The organism is Mesorhizobium vachelliae, from assembly GCF_033977325.1.
In the GTDB taxonomy this organism is placed as follows: domain Bacteria; phylum Pseudomonadota; class Alphaproteobacteria; order Rhizobiales; family Rhizobiaceae; genus Mesorhizobium; species Mesorhizobium vachelliae.
The window spans coordinates 375,835-394,087 of sequence record NZ_JAVIIR010000001.1 but is presented as its reverse complement, the minus strand read 5'-3'; the positions used below and the strand labels follow the sequence as shown (position 1 = coordinate 394,087).

Annotated in this window: 16 protein-coding genes; 6 read left to right on the top strand and 10 right to left on the bottom strand. The window is 64.0% G+C overall.

The features are described from left to right. Positions 1 to 44 precede the first annotated feature (44 nt). The 6 genes from RFM41_RS01935 (at position 45) to RFM41_RS01910 (ending at position 6,517) form a co-directional block, all read left to right on the top strand. Positions 45 to 953 (top strand): ABC transporter permease, encoded by a 909-nt coding sequence (locus RFM41_RS01935; RefSeq protein WP_430691488.1) that lies wholly within the window; start codon positions 45 to 47, stop codon positions 951 to 953. Next, complete coding sequence (locus tag RFM41_RS01930; protein WP_320245839.1) at positions 950 to 1,741, top strand: ABC transporter permease; 792 nt, start codon at positions 950 to 952, stop codon at positions 1,739 to 1,741. Before RFM41_RS01935 ends, RFM41_RS01930 begins: the two co-directional genes overlap by 4 nt. Before the next feature lie 15 nt (positions 1,742 to 1,756). Next, positions 1,757 to 2,821, top strand: coding sequence for an ABC transporter ATP-binding protein (locus RFM41_RS01925; RefSeq protein ID WP_320245838.1), 1,065 nt, complete (start codon positions 1,757 to 1,759; stop codon positions 2,819 to 2,821). Between the two features lie 162 nt (positions 2,822 to 2,983). Beyond that, the gene (locus RFM41_RS01920) at positions 2,984 to 4,537 is read left to right on the top strand and encodes a cation:proton antiporter (protein WP_320245837.1); all 1,554 of its coding nucleotides are present in this window, start codon (positions 2,984 to 2,986) and stop codon (positions 4,535 to 4,537) included. A 209-nt stretch (positions 4,538 to 4,746) separates the two neighbouring features. Further along, positions 4,747 to 5,664, top strand: a complete 918-nt coding sequence (locus RFM41_RS01915; RefSeq protein ID WP_320245836.1) for an endonuclease/exonuclease/phosphatase family protein — start codon at positions 4,747 to 4,749, stop codon at positions 5,662 to 5,664. A 7-nt stretch (positions 5,665 to 5,671) separates the two neighbouring features. Next, positions 5,672 to 6,517, top strand: a complete 846-nt coding sequence (locus tag RFM41_RS01910) for an EamA family transporter (RefSeq protein ID WP_320245835.1) — start codon at positions 5,672 to 5,674, stop codon at positions 6,515 to 6,517. Between the two features lie 70 nt (positions 6,518 to 6,587). Here the strand turns inward: RFM41_RS01910 and RFM41_RS01905 are convergent, their stop codons facing one another. The 10 genes from RFM41_RS01905 to RFM41_RS01860 all read right to left on the bottom strand — a co-directional run bounded on the left by RFM41_RS01905 (position 6,588) and on the right by RFM41_RS01860 (position 18,251). Next, positions 6,588 to 7,862, bottom strand: a complete 1,275-nt coding sequence (locus RFM41_RS01905) for an MFS transporter (RefSeq protein ID WP_320245834.1) — start codon at positions 7,860 to 7,862, stop codon at positions 6,588 to 6,590. A gap of 92 nt (positions 7,863 to 7,954) precedes the next feature. Next, complete coding sequence (locus RFM41_RS01900; RefSeq protein ID WP_320245833.1) at positions 7,955 to 8,272, bottom strand: Dabb family protein; 318 nt, start codon at positions 8,270 to 8,272, stop codon at positions 7,955 to 7,957. A 10-nt stretch (positions 8,273 to 8,282) separates the two neighbouring features. Then, positions 8,283 to 9,911: a GMC family oxidoreductase gene (locus tag RFM41_RS01895; RefSeq protein WP_320245832.1), complete on the bottom strand. Its 1,629-nt coding sequence runs from the start codon at positions 9,909 to 9,911 to the stop codon at positions 8,283 to 8,285. Between the two features lie 6 nt (positions 9,912 to 9,917). Continuing rightward, positions 9,918 to 10,679 carry a 3-ketoacyl-ACP reductase gene (locus tag RFM41_RS01890; protein ID WP_320245831.1) on the bottom strand — a complete coding sequence of 254 codons (762 nt, stop codon included), beginning with the start codon at positions 10,677 to 10,679 and terminating at the stop codon, positions 9,918 to 9,920. Next, positions 10,676 to 12,193, bottom strand: coding sequence for a GMC oxidoreductase (locus RFM41_RS01885; RefSeq protein WP_320245830.1), 1,518 nt, complete (start codon positions 12,191 to 12,193; stop codon positions 10,676 to 10,678). The genes RFM41_RS01890 and RFM41_RS01885 overlap by 4 nt, the downstream gene beginning before the upstream one ends. A 68-nt stretch (positions 12,194 to 12,261) precedes the next feature. Next, positions 12,262 to 13,377 (bottom strand): ABC transporter ATP-binding protein, encoded by a 1,116-nt coding sequence (locus RFM41_RS01880; RefSeq protein WP_320245829.1) that lies wholly within the window; start codon positions 13,375 to 13,377, stop codon positions 12,262 to 12,264. Positions 13,378 to 13,400: 23 nt separating this feature from the next. Further along, on the bottom strand, positions 13,401 to 14,345 hold the full coding sequence (locus RFM41_RS01875) for a carbohydrate ABC transporter permease (protein ID WP_320245828.1): 945 nt from the start codon (positions 14,343 to 14,345) through the stop codon (positions 13,401 to 13,403). Continuing rightward, positions 14,342 to 15,301: a carbohydrate ABC transporter permease gene (locus RFM41_RS01870; RefSeq protein WP_320245827.1), complete on the bottom strand. Its 960-nt coding sequence runs from the start codon at positions 15,299 to 15,301 to the stop codon at positions 14,342 to 14,344. Before RFM41_RS01870 ends, RFM41_RS01875 begins: the two co-directional genes overlap by 4 nt. 125 nt (positions 15,302 to 15,426) lie before the next feature. After that, positions 15,427 to 16,680, bottom strand: coding sequence for an ABC transporter substrate-binding protein (locus RFM41_RS01865; protein ID WP_320245826.1), 1,254 nt, complete (start codon positions 16,678 to 16,680; stop codon positions 15,427 to 15,429). A gap of 59 nt (positions 16,681 to 16,739) precedes the next feature. Then, a complete protein-coding gene (locus RFM41_RS01860) occupies positions 16,740 to 18,251 on the bottom strand; it encodes an aldehyde dehydrogenase family protein (protein ID WP_320245825.1) in 1,512 nt (503 codons plus the stop codon). Between the last annotated feature and the right edge of the window lie 2 nt (positions 18,252 to 18,253).

Below are 18,253 nucleotides of genomic sequence, written 5' to 3'. Positions count from 1 at the left end.
GCGGCCTTGCGCCGCCCGGATTCCATTATTGAAGGCAGTCAGGCATGACCGATATCAGCCTTTCAGGATCAGCTGCCGCCGGTAAGACCATTCCGCCCGGGGCGCGCGCGATGCGTCTGCCCACGCAATGGCTGGGCGTCGCGCCCTTCATCATCTTCGCGCTGATGTTCCTGATTCTGCCGACGCTCTATCTCATCATCGGCGCGTTCCAGAACGCCGATGGCGGCTTCACGCTGCAGAACATCGCCGATCTCGCGCAACCGACCATCGTTGCCGCCTACTGGATTTCGATCAAGGTTTCCGTCGCCTCGTCGCTGCTTGGCGCCTTCATCGGCCTCGCCATCGCCATCGCCATTGTGCGCGGCGGCCTGCCCAACTGGACACGTTCGGCGGCGCTCACCTTCTCGGGCGTCGCCTCGCAGTTTGCTGGCGTGCCGCTGGCCTTCGCCTTCCTGGCGACGCTCGGCCGCCTCGGCCTGCTCACCGTGCTTTTGCGCTCGATCGGCTTCGACCTCTATCAGCACGGCTTCAACGTGCTGTCCTTCTGGGGCCTGACACTGACCTATCTCTATTTCCAGATCCCGCTGATGGTCGTCATCATCGTGCCGGCGATCGACGGCCTGAAAAAGGAATGGGGCGAGGCCGCCGCCACGCTCGGCGCCACGCAGTGGCAGTACTGGCGCATGGTCGTCATTCCTGTCCTGTGGCCGAGCTTCCTCGGCACCTTCATCCTGCTTTTCGCCAATGCCTTCGGCGCCATCGCCACCGCTTATGCGTTGACCGGCTCGTCGCTCAACATCGTGCCGATCGTGCTTTATGCGCAGATCCGCGGCGACGTGCTGCACAACGCAAATCTCGGCTATGCGATCGCGTTCGGCATGATCTTCATCACCGGGCTCGCCAATGTCTTCTACATCTGGTTCCGGACCCGCTCGGAGAGGTGGCTCAAATGAAGTCGGGTAAGTTCTGGGCCTGGCTGACGTTCATCCTGGGCGCTGCCTATTTCTTCATTCCGCTGATCGCGACGCTGGAATTTTCGATGCGCATGAAGCGCGGCGAATATTCCTTCGAGGCGTATCGGGTCGTGCTTGGCGATGCGCGCTTCCAGGAATCCTTCACCTTCTCGGTGGTGGCCGCGATCTTCACCATCATCCTGGGCGTGCTTCTGGTGGTGCCCACCGCCTACTGGATCCGGCTTCGCCTGCCGCAGCTCAGGCCGATCGTCGAATTCGTCACGCTCTTGCCGCTGGTCATTCCCGCCATCGTCATCGTGTTCGGTTATATCCGCATGTACGGCTCGAGCTCGCCGCTGCCGTTCCTCGCCAGCGGCTTCGGCACCAATGCGTTGCTCGTCATCGGCTATGCGACGCTGGCGCTGCCTTACATGTACCGCGCCGTCGATACCGGGCTTCGCACCATCGACGTCAGGACGCTCACCGAAGCGGCGCAGATCCTCGGCGCCGGCTGGACGACGATCATCGGACGCGTGATCCTGCCCAACGTGCTGATCGCGGTGCTGTCCGGCGCCTTCCTGACCTTCGCCATCGTCATCGGCGAGTTCACCATAGCCAGCCTGCTCAACCGGCCGGCCTTCGGTCCGTATCTGCAGAACATGGGCGCCAACCGCGCTTACGAGCCGGCGGCGCTTGCCATCATCGCCTTCGCCATTACCTGGGGCTGTATGTCGCTGATCCAGGTCCTGTCCCGCTTCGCGCCGAAATCGGCGAACCGCCCTAATTGAGCGAAAGATAAAGCCATGGCCGAGCCATTCCTCTCAATCCAGCACGTTCGAAAATCCTTCGGCGCCACAACCGTGGTCCAGGACTTCAATCTCGATGTCGAACCGGGCGAATTCGTCTCCTTCCTCGGGCCGTCGGGCTGCGGCAAGACGACGGTGCTGCGCATGGTGGCCGGTTTCGAGGAGCCATCGGCAGGCAAGATCGTCGTGGCCGGCAAGGATATCACCAGGCTGAAGCCCAACCAGCGCAATGTCGGCATGGTGTTCCAGGCCTATGCGCTGTTCCCGAACCTGACGGTGGCGCAGAACATCGCCTTCGGCCTGAAGGTGGCCGGCATGCCCAAGGCGGATGCCGACAGGCGCGTGGCCGAGATGCTCGAGATGATCAAGCTGCCGCAGATGGCCGACCGCTATCCCTACCAGCTTTCCGGCGGCCAGCAGCAGCGTATCGCGCTGGCGCGCGCCATCGCGCCGAAGCCGAAGCTCTTGCTGCTCGACGAGCCGCTGTCGGCGCTCGACGCCAAGGTGCGCGTGTCGCTGCGCGAGGAAATCCGCTCGATCCAGAAGAAGCTCGGCATCACCACCATCTTCGTCACGCATGACCAGGAAGAAGCGCTGTCGATCTCCGACCGCATCGCGGTGATGTATGGCGGCAGGGCCGAGCAGGTCGGCACGCCGTTCGAGATCTACAACCGGCCGGCGACCAAGTTCGTCGCCAACTTCGTCGGCACGCTCAACGTGCTGGAAGGCAAGGTCACCGATGCCTCGACTGGCAAGGTGCAGGTCAACACGCAGGAAGTCTCGCTCAAGGGCAAGCTCAACGGCTCGAAGTCCGGCGACACGCTGTCGCTGGCGTTGCGGCCGGAAGCGATCTCGCTGGCGCGGCAGCCTGGGCACGACACCAGCCTGTCGGGCGAGATCGCCGAAGTGCATTTCCTCGGCTCGGTCATCCGCGTGCGCGTGGGCATCGGCGGCAACACGGTGTCGCTCGATACCTTCAACAATTCGACGACGCCGCCCCCGGTCGTCGGCGACAAGGCGGATATCTCGTTCTCGTCGGGTGACATGCTGGTCTTGCATTGACGGCTCTGGCCGTCCAGATGCTGATAAGACCTACCGGACCGCTCTCGGTATACGGCCGTCCTGCGAGCAAACCTTATAAGGCCGCGTGAGTTTGCCGGACAAATCAACAGTATCCTGCCTCAGGGTACTGCCAAGCTTCGTGCTTCGTCGCTACGATAAGCCATGGCGCTTTTCGAACTCACCCTGGTCCTGCTTCTCATCGCGGTCGCGCTGACGGCGGTATCGCGTTGGCTGGAGGTGCCTTACCCGTCGCTGCTGGCGCTCGCCGGGGTCGGGATCGCCTTCGTGCCCGGCGCGCCGGTGATCGAGATCGATCCGGAACTGGCGCTGGCGTTGTTCATCGCCCCAGTGCTTCTTGATGCCGCCTATGACACCTCGCTGCGCGACCTGAAGCGCTACCGGCTGTCGCTGGTGCTCCTGGCGCTCGGCGCCGTGGTCTTCACCACCGTGGTCGTTGCCTTCGTCGGCTGGAAGATGGCCGGGCTGCCGGTCGCGGCGGCGATCGCGCTTGGGGCCATCGTCGCGCCGCCGGACGCGGTGGCGGCAAGCGCGGTGCTCAACCAGTTCAGGGTGCCGCACCGCCTCACCGCGATCCTGCAGGGCGAGAGCCTGCTCAACGACGCAACGGCGCTGTTGATCTACCGGATTTCGGTTGCGGCAGCGGTCGGCACGCTGATGCTCAAAGACGCGGTGCCCGTCATCCTGCTTGCAACGGTCGGCAGCGTCGTGGCGGGCTACCTGTTCGGCCGAGTGTCGCTGCTCACGCTGACGCGCATCGAGGATGCGGCAAGCAGCACCGTGGTGCAGTTCGCCGGAACCTTCGCCGTCTGGATCATCGCCGACAGGCTTGGCCTTTCCGCCATCATCACCATCGTCGTCTATGCCATAACCATCGCGCGCACCGCGCCGCGCCGGATGTCGGCGAGGCGCCGGGTCAGCACCTATTCGGTCTGGGAATCGGCGGTGTTCGTGCTCAACGTGCTGGCTTTCGTGCTGATGGGCCTGCAGGCCCGCTCGATCGTCGGCCGGCTCTCCGGCGACGGGCAAGGCGAGGCCTTCCTCTTCGCCGCAACGGTGCTTGCGGTCGTCATCGCGGCGCGTCTCGTCTGGGTGGCGGGGTACGTCGCGGTCATACGCTGGTTTGCTCGCCACGACAGCGAGGAAAAGAGGCGCGAGGGTCCAACATTTCGCGGCGCGGTGCTTGTCGGCTGGTGCGGCATGCGCGGTCTGGTGACGCTGGTGGTGGCGATCGCGTTGCCGGCCAATTTTCCGGGGCGCGACCCGATCGTGCTTGCCGCGTTCGCTGTCGTGCTTGGCACGTTGGTCCTGCAGGGGATGAGCCTGAAGCCGCTTCTGCGCTGGCTCAATTTCGAGCGGGATATGACGATCGATCGCGAAGTAGCCGAGGCACGCGTCGCCATCATGCAGGCCGCGCTCGACGTGCTGAGCCGCAAGACTTCGGCCGCTGCCGCCGTCGTGCGCGAGCAGTATGAGGCACAGCGGCGGGTTGCGGAAAACCCCGAGGACGCGCAAGCCGCGACGGAATACGACCGGCTGCGTCTTTACGCCATCAAGCGGCAGCGCGACACGCTGGAGGAACTGCGCAGCAACGGCACGATCGGCGACGAGGCCTATCATCGGCTGGAAGAGGAGATCGACTGGTCGGAACTGGCGGCGTCGCCCGCCGGAAGCTTCCAGCCGCTGACGACCTATTAAAGCATGTCTCCCGAAAGTGGGAACCGTTTTCGGGATAAAGACATGCGTAGAATCAAGAACCTAAAGCGCATGGAGCGAATCTGAAAGATCGCGACGCGCTTTAGGCCGGTTCGCCGGTTTCTATTGGACTATTCCACTTGTCCTGCCGGTCCATTGCAACGCAAGGGGCGGGGCGCTACTGCGATCACCAGCAGTGAGCCGGTTAATCAATGAAGCTGATCAGCTACAACATCCAGTACGGCTATGGCAGCGACGGGCGCTACGATCTCTCCCGTGCCGCCAGGCTGGTGGACGGTGCCGACATCATCGCGCTGCAGGAGGTCGAGCGGCATTGGCAGCGCACCAATGAGGACGATCAGCCCGAGATCCTGTCCAGCTTGCTGCCCGACTATTACTGGGCCTATGGCCCTGCCTTCGATATGGATGCCAGCGAGAGGCGCGACGGCCGCATCGTCAATCGCCGGCGGCAGTTCGGCACGATGGTGCTGTCGAAGCTGCCGATCGTCTGGTCGCGGCTGCACACCCTGCCGCTGCGACGCACGCTGAGACCGCTCAACACCCGCAACGCGGCGCTGGAGTGCATGATCCGCACGCCGGCGGGACCGGTGCGCGTGTTCTCGCTGCATCTTGCCCATATCGCGGCCGAAGAGCGGCTGGAGCAGATAGACTACCTCAATGCCGAGCATCGCCGCGCGCCGTCCGACGGCGGCCCCTGGAGCGGCGTCGACGACGAGCCGCGGCGCAACTGGTCGAATGGCCAGCCGGAACCGGAAAGCCCGGTGGCGGCGATCTGGCTAGGCGACTTCAACATGGAGCCGGGCAGCGCCGAATACCGGCGTATCGTCGGCAATACGCCCTATCATCGGGGGGCTGCCTATATCGACGGCTTCGTCGATGCCGCGGCCGTCGCCAACGAGTCCGGACCGGACTTCCATACGCACGAAAAGATCCTCGACGGCAGGCTGGCGAAACGACGGCTCGATCATTGCTTCGTCAGCGGCATGCTGGCCGACCGTGTGCGTTCGGTTAGCGCCGATATCGGCGAGGTGGCCTCCGACCATTTTCCGCTCAGGGTCGATATCGATCTGGAAACGCCGGGCACCGCCTCAGGCCCGGTGGGCGGCTGAGGCGGGCATGACGCTGTTCGTCTTCCTGGCGGTGCTTTCGGCGGCGGCCATGCACGCGATCTGGAACGCGCTGGTCAAGGTCCATCTCGACCGCTTCCTGTCGATCACGCTGATGACGCTCGGCATGGGTTTTGCGGCCCTGTTCGCACTGCCTTTCGTCGAGTTTCCGAGGGTCGAAGTCTGGCCCTACATCATCGCTTCGGTGATCTTCCACATGGGTTACCGGACCTTCCTGGTCGGTGCGTACAAGGCGGGCGATTTCGCCCAGACCTATCCGCTGGCGCGCGGCACCGCACCGCTGCTCTCGGCGCTCGGCGCCGTCGTCATGGTCGGCGAGGTGCCGGCGCCGTTCGCCATCCTCGGCATCGTGCTTTTGTCGGCAGGCACGCTGGTCATGTCGTTCCGGGGCGGCGCGCATCTGGAGAAGCTCAATCTGCGCGCGGTCGGCTTTGCGCTCGGCACCTCGATCTTCATCGCCAGCTACACGCTCTCCGACGGCACCGGCGCGCGGCTCGCGGCAACCGCGCAAAGCTACGCCGCCTGGCTGTTCGTCTGCGATGCGGCCTGGGCGCTCGTGCTATGCGTTGCCTTCCGCGGACCGCAATCGCTTCCGGTGCTGGCGCGCGACTGGAAGGCCGGGCTGTTCACCGGCGTGCTGAGCGGCGCGGCCTACGGGATCGTGATGTGGGCGATGACCAAGGCGCCGATCGCCTCGGTCGCGTCGTTGCGCGAGACCTCGATCCTGTTCGCCATGCTGATCTCGGTGCTGGCGCTGGGCGAGAAGCTGACTGTCTGGCGCGCTGCCGCGGCGCTCGGCATCGTTGCCGGCGTCGCGGCGCTCAGGATGGGATAGAGCGGTTCACCGTTTCACGGAAACGGCGATCCGCTCCATCTCTTGATCTTGATCCAATTCCGGACGGAGGCTACCGCGACGTCGCCGAGCCTGACCGTTCATATTCTCCCGGAATTGCTCCAACCTCATGGTCCAACACCGTCATCACCTGGCCGCGCCTTTCCGGACTGAAGCGGATGACGACGATGATGCAGACGGCAACTACGCCGGCAAACAGGGCCAGCGCATAGCCATAGCTGCCTCCCGGCGCTTCGGCGATCCCGGCCTGATAGGGGCCGCCATAGGATGCTGCCAGATTGCCGGCCTGGTAGATGAAGCCAGGCAACGTCGCGCGCACCGACCCCGGCGACAGCTCGTTGAGATGCACCGGGATGACGCCCCAGGCGCCCTGCACCGCCACCTGCATGACGAAGGCGCCGATCGCCAGCATGAAGGGCGTGGTCGTGTAGGCCCAGAGCGGAATTGCCGGGAGCGCGATCACGCAGGCGAGCGTGATGGCATTGATGCGGCCGATCTTCTCGGATAGCGCGCCGAAGGCCAGGCCACCGACGATGGCGCCGACGTTGGCGACGATGGTGATCCAACTCACCGTATGCGGATCAAAGCCATGCTGCTTCTTCAGGAAGGTCGGGTAGAGGTCCTGCGTGCCATGGCTGAAGAAGTTGAAGAACATCATCAGCACCACGGCATAGAGCGCGATGCCCCAGTGCTTCTGCAGCGTTTCGAGGAGGCCCGGCCGAGCCTGGGCGCGGCCTGCGACGAAGGCCGGCGATTCCGGCACATGCGAGCGGATGAAGAGCACGATCAGCGCCGGCACGAAGCTCAGCAGGAACATGGCGCGCCAGCCGAAGGTGAACTCGCCGATCTTCTGGCCATAGAGAAGCCCGTAGACCACCGCGGCCAACAGATAGCCGGCCGGATAACCGCATTGCAGAATGCCCGAGACTATGCCGCGCGCGCTGGGAGGAATGGATTCCATGGCGAGCGAGCTGCCCAGGCCCCATTCGCCGCCCATGGCGACGCCGAACAGAGCGCGCAGCGCCAGGAATACGCCGAGATTGGGCGAGAAGGCGGCTAAGGCACCGATCACCGAATAGCTGACGATGTTGAGCATCAGCATGGGCTTGCGGCCGTATTTGTCGGCAAGCATGCCGAAGAAGAACGCGCCGATGAAACGCGTCGCCAGTGTCAGGAACAGAGCTTTGGAGACCGCCGGCACGTCGGTCTGGAACTCAGCGGCAATATCGGTGAGCAGGAAAGTCAGAAGGAAGAAATCAAAAGCGTCGAGCGTCCAGCCGAGGAACGATGCGATTACGGTTTTCTTCTGTTCTGTGGTGAGGTTCAAGGCGGTCCTCCTTTGCATCCCCCAAAGGAACCATATGTTCCATAGGGCGCAAAAGAGAACGGGACAGCCGCCGGTTTTAAGCCGGCGAGCGGTCACATTTGCGTCACCTCGAGATCGATGACCATCAGCCCGTCGGTGCCGCCTTCGAGCGCGGCGACCAGGCGCGCGCCGGCACGCTGATGCGCTTCGTGCACCAGATAGGCGTCACGGGCGACGGCATCGCGGAAATCAATGGTGAAGCCATGGCCGAAGCCGCGCGCAAATGGTTCCGGGCTGACATTGGCGCTGAACTGCACCTTGTGCATGCCATCGATGACGGCACGCAAGGCTTCGAGATCGGCGTGGATCGCCGCGCGCTCGGTCGCAGGAACGTCGTCGCGAAAGCGGACAAAGACGCAATGCCGGATCATCGTTGATGCCTCATGCCGCCTGGTTGCCCTTGAACACGGCCGGCGGCAGCGGCTCGCGGCCGAGGATGAGGTCGGCGCCTTTCTCGCCGACCATGATGGTCGGCGCATTGGTGTTGGAGGAAGGGACGCGCGGCATGACCGAGGCGTCGCAGACGCGTAAGCCGTCGATGCCGCGCAGCCTGAGATCCGGCGTCACCACCGCCATTGCGTCATGACCCATGCGGCAGGTGCCGACCGGGTGATGGTCGGTCTTCGACGTGCGGCAGGCATAGTCGAAAAGCTCGGCGTCGTTCTGCAGGTTCGGGCCCGGAAGCACCTCGCGCAGCACATAGGGCTGGAGCGCCTTCTGCCGCATGATCTCGCGCGCCAGCCTGAGCCCCTTGATCGACATGTCGCGGTCATAGGGATCGGACCAGTAGTTCGGATCGATCAGCGGATGGTCGGCCGGGTCGGCGCTCTTCAGCCGCACCGTGCCGCGCGAGCGCGGGCGCAGGAAGGCCGAGTTCAAGGTCACGCCCGGATTGTTCAGCTTCTCGACGCCGGCCTCAATGCCGGAGCCGAGGCCAAGATGGAACTGGATGTCGGGAGAGGCGGCGGTCGGGTCGGCGTACCAGAAGCCGCCGGTCTCGAACAGGCTGGAGGCGACCGGGCCCTTCTTGAGCAGCAGGTACTGCAGGCCCGCCCATAGGGTGCGGTGCAACTTGGCGTAATTGTCGTAGGTGTGGTCGCCGGTGCATTCGGCGATTACGAACAGGTCAAGATGGTCCTGCATGTTGGAGCCGACGCCGGGAAGGTCGTGAACAGGTGTGACGCCGACCGACTTCAGATGGTCGGCCGGGCCGATGCCCGATTGCATGAGGAGCTTCGGCGAGCCGATGGCGCCCGACGAGACGATCACCTCGCGTTCGGCGCGCAGGATCGTCTTTTCGCCGCCCGGCCTGTCGACCACCTCGACGCCGATAGCACGGCCTTTCTCGACGACGATGCGCGTGACCAGGACATCGGTCCTGACCGTCAGGTTCTTGCGGGTCCCGATCGGCTTCAGATAGGCGACGGAGGCGGATGACCGCCGCGCATTCTTCTGGGTCAGCTGATAGTAGCCGACGCCCTCCTGGCTCGCGCCATTGAAGTCCGGGTTGAAGGGTATGCCCATCTCCTGGCCGGCGCGGAAATAGGCCTCGCAGATCGGCAGCGGCGAGATCGGGTTGGAGACGCCGAGCGGACCCTGGTCCCCATGGAAATCGTTGGCGAAGCGCTGGTTGTTCTCGGCGCGCTTGAAATAGGGCAGCACATCGCGATAACCCCAGCCGGCGAGGCCCTCGTCCTTCTCCCAGGCGTCGTAGTCGCGGGCATTGCCGCGCGTGTAGATCTGGGCATTGATCGACGAGCCGCCGCCGACGACCTTGGCCTGCGTGTACCAGAAGACGCGGTCCTTCATGTTCCTCTGCGGCACCGTCGACCAGCCCCAGGAGGCGATGCCCTTGGTCATCTTGGCGAAGCCCGCCGGCATGTGGATATAGGGATGCCAGTCCTTGCCGCCGGCTTCGAGCAGCAAAACGGAATTCGATGGATCCTCGCTCAGCCGGTTGGCGAGAACGCAGCCGGCCGGGCCGGCGCCAACAATGATGTAGTCAGCCATTGTTCCTCACAAGCGTGGCACGGAGAGCGCGCCGTCGACATCGATGACCGATCCGGTCGAAAAGCCGAATTTCCCGGATGCAAGCGCGGCCACTACGGCGCCGATGTCGCGAGCCTCGCCCCAGCGTTTGGCCGGCACCAGGCCGCCCTCGATCAGCGCGTCATATTTGGCGGAAACGCCCGCCGTCATGTCCGTGCGGATGATGCCTGGCCGTACCTCGAACACGCCGATATCTTCGGCGGCGAGCCGCAGCGCCAGGTTTTTCACCCACATCGAAAGCCCGGCCTTGGAAATGCAGTAGTCGGAGCGTTCCGGCGAAGCCATGGCGGCGCTTACCGAGGTGATGGTGATGATCGACCTGGTTGGGCTGGCAGGCGTCGCCAGCATGGCCTTGGCGACGGCCTGGCTGAGGAACACCGTGCCGCGCAGGTTGATATTCAGCGCGCGGTCGAAATTCTCCGGCTTCAGCTCCAGCAGATCGCCACGCACCACGGCGCCGACGCCGGCATTGTTGACCAGGCAGTCGATGTGGCCGAAGGCGTCGATGGCCGCCGCGACCAGTTTCGCATGGCCGGCGAGATCGGCGATGTCACATTGGGCGTAGGCGAGTTTCGCGCCACGCGCTGCGATGTTCTCGGCAAGGCCTTTGGCAGGCTTCTCGGCGAGGTCAGCGATCAGAATATCGAAGCCGGCATCGGCCAGTGCTTCGGCGCAGGCGAGCCCGATTCCGCGCGCGCCGCCGGTGACGATGGCCGCGGGGCGGGTCATGCCGCAAGCTCCGTCTTGCGGATATAGTCGGCGACGCGCAGCGCTTGCGCGGCGATCGACAGCGCCGGATTGACAGCTGCCGATGTCGGCAGGAAGCCGCCGTCGACGACGAACAGGTTCGGGTGGTCATAGGCGCGGCAGAGCGGATCGAGCGGCGCGGTGGCCGGGTCGTTGCCCATCTTGACCGTGCCGCACTGATGCGAGGGGGTGCGCTTGTCGAAGGGGCGCGACAGCACGATCGGATAGCCGCAGGCGCGCAGGTTCTCGCGCATCACCTTGGTCAGGCCTTCCAGCGACTGCATGTTGGAGCGCCGCCACTGCATGACGATCTCCTTGCCGTCGACCATGATGCGGCTTTCGGGATCGGGCAGGTCCTCGCACATCAGGTACCAGTCGACGGCGTGGCCGGCCATGAAGTCGAGCGCGAATTTCGGCATCGTCTTCACATTGGCCTTCAGCATGTTGCCGTCGATCTTGCCGAGCAGCTGCACGTTGCCGAGCGGCTTCCCGCCCTTGCCGTCCGACAAATAGTAGTCGTTGAGCATCAGCGTCTTCTGGTAGACGCTATCGTTGCGGCGGCGCGGGTCGATCGCCAGCATCGCGCTCGAATTGTGGTTCATGAAATTGCGCCCGACCTGGTCGGAGCTGTTGGCGAGGCCTTTTCCGCCCTTCTTACCGGCATCGGCCGACGGTGAGCGCAGCAGGATGGCGGCCGAGTTGATCGCGCCGGCCGACAGGATGACGAGCTTCGGCGACAGCGTCTTTTGCGCGCCGTTCTGCGTGTAGTGGATGGCGGCGATCGATTTGCCGTCCGGCGCGGTTTCGAGCCAGTCGACATGGGCGCCCGTTTCGAGGCGGATGTTCTTGTCGGTGAGCGCTGCCGTCAGCGGTCCGGTCTGGGCGTCGATCTTGCCCTGGCCGGTGTTGGGGAAGGCGTCCCAGCCGGTCTTGCCTTCCTTCAGCCAGGTTTCGATGTCGACGCCGAGCGGCAGCGAAGCGGGATGCAATCCGAGGGCTTTCAATTCGGCGCGAGCGCGCGCGATCGGCGGCTCGTCGGGCACAGGCTTGAAGGCATAGGGGAGCGAATGGAACGGCTCGGTCGGATCCTCACCAAGCGAGCCGCGCACGCGAAACAACTGCTCGGCCTTGGAGTACCAGGGCTCGAATTCGTCATAGGAAAACGGCCAGGCCGGCGAGATGCCGCCGAAATGCTCGAGCTCGGAAAAATCCTCCTTGCGGTAGCGGATGAGGACCGCTCCGAAGAATTTCGAATTGCCGCCGACATAGTAGTAGTTGCCGGGGTTGAAGGCAGCGCCGCCGGCCTCGCGCCACATCTCCTTCGGCCGGTAGTGCTCGTCGATGAAGATGGATCGCGTCGAGCGCGCATGCGGCGTCGCGGGCAGCGGCTCGCCGCGCTCCAGGATCAGGATCGAGGCGCCGCTGCCGGCCAAGCCGGAGGCGATCGTGGCGCCGCCGATGCCGGAGCCGATGATGACGATATCCGGGTTTGCCATAGTCTAAAGATCTTTATTTTGATGCATGTCGTTGGCCCAAAACCGGAGCCACTTTTGGGCGACATGCATCAGAGAATGCGCTTCTCGGTCGCCGGGTCGAAGAACACCGCCTTGCTCAGGTTGAAGGCCAAAGGCGTGCTGGTGCCGGGCTGGATCCTGGCATCGGCCCTCAGCCGCGCCACCACGCCCTTGCCGCCCAGATTGGTGACGGCGAAGGTGTCGGAGCCCGCGGGCTCCACCACCTCGATGTGGCAGTCGGCGGTGGCGATGTTCGAACCGTTGCGCTCGGCGCCTTCCGGGTCGGTCAGCGCTTCGGGGCGCACGCCGAAGATCACCGGCTTGTCCTTGAAGGCCGACAGGCCGGCGGGCGCGCCGGGCATCGGCAGCACGATCGGCTGGCGCGCCTCGCGGTCGAGCACCACCGACAGCCCGCTGCCATTGCCGTCGATCTTGGCCGGGATCAGATTCATCGCCGGCGAGCCCATGAAGTCGGCGACGAAGATGTTGGTCGGGTTGTTGTATATCTCGGCCGGCGTGCCGAACTGCTGCACCTCGCCGTCGCGCATCACCGCGATCTTGGTCGCCAGCGTCATCGCCTCGATCTGATCATGCGTGACATAGACGATCGTCGTGCCGGTCGTGGCATGCAGGCGCTTGATCTCGATGCGCATGTCGACGCGCAGCTTGGCGTCGAGGTTGGAGAGCGGCTCGTCGAACAGGAAGAGTTTTGGGTCGCGCACCAGCGCCCGGCCCATGGCGACGCGCTGGCGCTGGCCGCCGGAGAGCTGGCTCGGCTTGCGGTTGAGCAGGTGGCCGATCTGCAGGATCTTGGCCACCTTGTCGATCGCCGCCTGGCGCTCGGCCGCAGGCACACCTCGCATCTCCATGCCGAAGGCGATGTTTCCCGCAACCGTCATGTTCGGATAGAGCGCATAGCTCTGGAACACCATGGCGATGTCGCGCTTCGAAGGGTGCAGATCGTTGATGGCGCGGCCATCGACGCGGATCTCACCCTCCGTGATCTGCTCCAGCCCGGCGATGGTGTTGAGCAGCGTGGACTTGCCGCAGCCGGACGGGCCGACCAGTACCAGGAAGCCGCCTTTTTCGAGCTCGACATTGATGCCCTTCAGGATCTCGACATTCCCGAAGCGCTTCTTCAGCCCATTGATTTCCAGAAAAGCCATGGTCGTTCCTTCAGAAAACAGGGTCAGCCCTTGACCGCGCCGGCCATCAGCCCGCGCACGAAATAGCGGCCGGCGACGACATAGACGATCAGGGTGGGGAGCGCCGCGATCATCGCGGCCGCCATGTTGACGTTGTATTCGACGACGCCGGTCGAGGTGTTGACGACATTGTTCAGCGCCACCGTCATCGGCATCACGTCGCCGGACCCGGCGTAGGCGGAGGCAAACAGGAAGTCGTTCCAGATGTTGGTGAACTGGTAGATCACCGTCACAACGATGATCGGCAGCGAATTGGGCAGCATGATGCGCCGAAATATCTGGAAGAAGGAGGCGCCGTCGACCTGTGCCGCCTTCACCAACTCGGTGGGGAAGGCTTCGTAATAGTTGCGGAAGAAGAGCGTGGTGAAGCCAAGGCCGTAGACCACGTGGACGAAGACGAGATTGACGGTCGAATTGCCGAGGCCGAAATTAAAGCCGGTGGCGTTCTGCAGGTTGACACCGAAGCGGCCGAGGCTGCCGAGGATCGTCGCCATCGGCAGCAGCACAGACTGGAACGGAATGAAGCAGGCAAACAGCATCATGGCAAAGACCAGCGTGTGGCCGCGGAAGCGCCATTTGGTCAGCACATAGCCGTTGAGCGCGCCGAGCAGCGTCGAGATCAGCACCGCCGGCACGACCATCTTGATGGAGTTCCAGAAGTAACCCTTCATGCCGACGCAAGTCAGGCCCGAGCAAACTTCGCTCCACGCCTTTATCCATGGCGCGAAGGTCGGCGCATGCGGCAAGGACAGCATGTTGCCGTTCTGGATCTCGTCCATGGTCTTGAACGAGGTGACCAGCATGACGAAGAGCGGCATCAGATAGAAGATCGCGAACAGCGCGAGCAGCCCGTAGATCACGATGCGGTTGAACGTTCTGGCGCGGACGCCGCTTGAGGCCTGGCGGTCGGGTGAAGTGATGGCGCTCATCGCGACTTCTCCCTGAGCTCGGAATAGAGGTACGGAACGATGATGGCCGTGATGGTCATCAGCATGATCACCGCGCTGGCCGAGCCGACCGCCATCTCGTTGCGCTTGAAGGTGAACTCATACATGAAGTTGGAGGGCAGCCATGCCGAGCCGCCGGGGCCACCGCTGGTCAGCGCCACCACCAGGTCATAGGACTTGATGGCGAGGTGCGCGAGCACGATGAAGGCCGACAGGAACACGGGCCTGAGCATCGGAATGACGATGCGGCGGTAGAGCTGGAAGGTGGATGCGCCGTCGATCTGCGCGGCCTTCATGATCTCGCCGTCGATACCGCGCAGGCCGGCCAGGAACATCGCCATGATGAAGCCGGAAGCCTGCCAGACACCGGCGATGACCACCGTGTAGATGACGAAATCCTTGTTCTTGATCCAGTCGAAATGGAAGCTCGTCCAGCCCCATTGATGCAGCGTCTGCTCCAGGCCGAGGCCGGGATCGAGGAACCATTTCCAGGCGACGCCGGTGACGATGAAGGAGAGCGCCATCGGGTAGAGGTAGATCGGCCGCAGCATGCCTTCGCCGCGGATCTTCTGGTCGAGCAGGATGGCCAGGAACAGGCCGAGCGCCAGGCAGATCAGGACATAGAGGAAGCCGAAAATCCCCATATTGGTGATCGAGGTGTACCAGCTCGACGGCGGGTCGCTCTCGAAGGTCCAGCGCCACAGCCGCTGATAGGCGCGGGCGCCGGTGATTTCGTAGGACGGGAAGGTCTTGGAATTGGTGAAGGACAGATAGATCGTCCATAGAATGAAGCCATAGACGAAGACGATCGTCGCCGCGAAGCTTGGCGCCAATACGATCTTCGGCAACAGGTCCTGCAGCCGCGAACGGACCGTCGCGCCGGGACGGGCGTCGTGCTCCGGTGTCAGCTTGATCTGGGTTTCGGCGACTGTGCTCATCGGCTCATCCAGTACCGGTTGGTCGGAACCTGCCCGGCGCGAAAAAGCGCCAGGGTCTGTCCCGCACCTTTTGTCGACAGGAGACCTCCCCCGCCGAAGCGGGGGAGGGTTGGTTCAAGTGAACCTTACTTTGCGTCGTCGATCGCCTTGACCAGCTCGGTCACGGCCTCGTCGGAGGTCTTGATCTGGCCGTGGACGAACTTCGACACGACATCCTTGTAGGCGTTGGCGACGGCCGGCGGGGCGCCATAGCCCTGAGCCAGCGAGCCGAACAGCGTGCCGCCATCATTGGCCTTCTTCAGGTCGGCGATGCCCTTCTTGCCGCAAGCGTCGAAGTCGGTGTCCGGCACGTCGGTACGGGCCGGGACCGAACCCTTGACGACGTTGAAGGCCGACTGGAAGCTCTTCGACAAAGTAGCGGTGGCCAGAGCGACCTGGGCGGCCTTGCGGTCGTCCGGAACGTTGAACATGCCGAACATGTCGGAGTTGTAGATCACCGAGCCGTCGGTGCCCGGGAAGCGATAGCAGAGGAAGTCGGTGCCCGGCGTCTTCTTGGCGGCGTGGAACTCGCCCTTGGCCCAGTCGCCCATGACCTGGACCAGCGCATCGCCCTTGATGACCATGGCGGTGGCGAGGTTCCAGTCGCGGCCCGAGAAGTTCGGGTCGACATATTTGACGAGCTTGGCGAGGTTGTCGAACGACTTCTTCATCGTGTCGGACTTGAGCGACTCCTCGTCGAGGTCGTTCATCGCCTTCTTGTAGAACTCCGGCCCACCGGTCGACAGCACGACGGAGTCGAACATGGTGGCTTCCTGCCAGTTCTGGCCGCCAAGCGCGAGCGGGATGACGCCCGCGGCCTTGGCCTTGTCGAGCAGGGCAATGAAGTCGTCGAAGGTCTTCGGCTCGGTGCCGCCGATCTTGTCCATCACGGCCTTGTTGATCCACAGCCAGTTGACGGAGTGGACATTGACCGGAGCGGCCACCCACTTGCCGTTATAGACGGAGAACTTCTGCAGGGCAGCCGGAACCGACTTGTCCCAGCCTTCCTTCTTGGCGGTCTCGGTCAGGTCGCCCATGACGCCGGCGGCGGCATAGTCGAGCACGGTGTAGCCCAGCATCTGCGAGGCGGTCGGGTAATTGCCGGCCGCGACCATCGCCTTCAGCGCGGTCATGGCGGCGTCGCCGCCACCGCCGGCAACCGGCACGTCCTTCCAGGCATAGCCTTCCTTGGCCAGATCCTGCTTCAGCACGTTCAGAGCAGCCGCTTCGCCGCCCGACGTCCACCAATGCAGCATCTGCACTTCCTTGACGTCCGCGGCGTGCGCCGAGAACGCAAAGCTCGTCGCAAGAGCCGTTCCGATAAGCAATTTGCGCAACATTTAACTACCTCCCTTGTTGCATACACATAACCGGCGGGTGTCCGCCGGGGTCTCCCAACTCAGCCGACCCACCAACCGGTGCGCTGGCCGCGATGAAACTGGATAGTCTTTTCCTCGGTATAGTCCTCGACGGCGCGTTTGCCGAGTTCGCGTCCCAGGCCGGACTGCTTGTAGCCGCCGAAGGGCAGTTCGGGATAACCTTCCATGAACGTATTCACCCAAACCGTCCCCGAACGCACACCGCGCGCCACCGACATGCATGTGTCGACGCCGGCGCTCCATACCCCTGCAGACAGACCATAGGGCGTGTTGTTGGCAATGTGCAATGCCTTTTCAATCGTTTCAAAAGTGAGCACGGACAGCACCGGCCCGAACACTTCCTCGCGCGCGATCGCCATATCCTCTGTAACGTTACGGATGATGGTCGGATCGAGATATTGTCCGGCGTTGGAGGCAAGCCGGGCGCCGCCGGCAAAAACGTTGCCGCCATCGGCTTTCGCCGCCGTTACATAGCCGGCTACCTTTTCCATATGATCGGCCGAGATCATCGCGCCGACCTTGGTGCGGTCGTCGAGCGGATCGCCGACGCGGACCTTCCGGGACAGCGCATTGACCGCGTTGAGGAAGTCGTCGGCGATGGCTTCATGCACGATCAGCCGGCTGCCGGCATTGCAGCATTCGCCGGCGTTGAAGAAGCCGCCGAACACCGCGGCATCCGCGGCCGCCTCCAGGTCGGCGTCCGGGAAGACGATCTGGCCGTTCTTGCCGCCGAGCTCCATCGAGACCTTCTTCAGCGAATTCGAAGCGGCCGCCATGGTCATCTTGCCGACGCGAGTCGAGCCGGTGAAGGAGACCATCTCGACCAGCGGATGGCTGACCATCGGCGCGCCGACATCGACGCCGAAGCCGGCCAGTATGTTGACGACGCCGGCCGGCAGCCCGGCTTCGAGCAGGATGTCGCCGAGCACGAAGGTCGAGGCCGACGTCATCTCGCTGGGCTTCACCACCGCCGTGCAACCGGCGGCGAGCGCGAAAGGCAGCTTCTGGCTGACAATCAGGAAGGGGAAGTTCCACGGCGTGATGATCGAGACGACGCCGATCGGCTCGCGCAGCACCACGCCCAGCATATCGTCGCCCAGATTGGCGTAGCTTTCGCCATGCAGCGTGCGGGCAAGCGAAGCGGCATAGCGCCAGATATCGATCGCGCCGCCGATCTCGCCGCGCGCCTGGGCGATCGGCTTGCCGGATTCCAGCGCGTCGAGGCGGGCGATCTCTTCCAGCCGGGTCTCGATCAGGTCGGCGGCCTTGAGCAGCACCGCCGCGCGTTCCGACGCCTTCATGCGCGGCCATGGGCCGGTCTCGAAAGCCTTGTGCGCGGCCTGTACCGCCGCCTCGACGTCCGCCGCGCCCGCTTGCGCATAGCGTGACACGATGAAGCCGTGGCCGGGGCTGGCGCGTTCGATGCTGCGGCCATCACGGGCTTCGACGTGCCTGCCGTCGATCAAGAGCTTATAGGTCTTCGGCGCCTGGGACGCCTCGACCGGCAGGGAGATGTTGAGCGGTGCGTTCATTG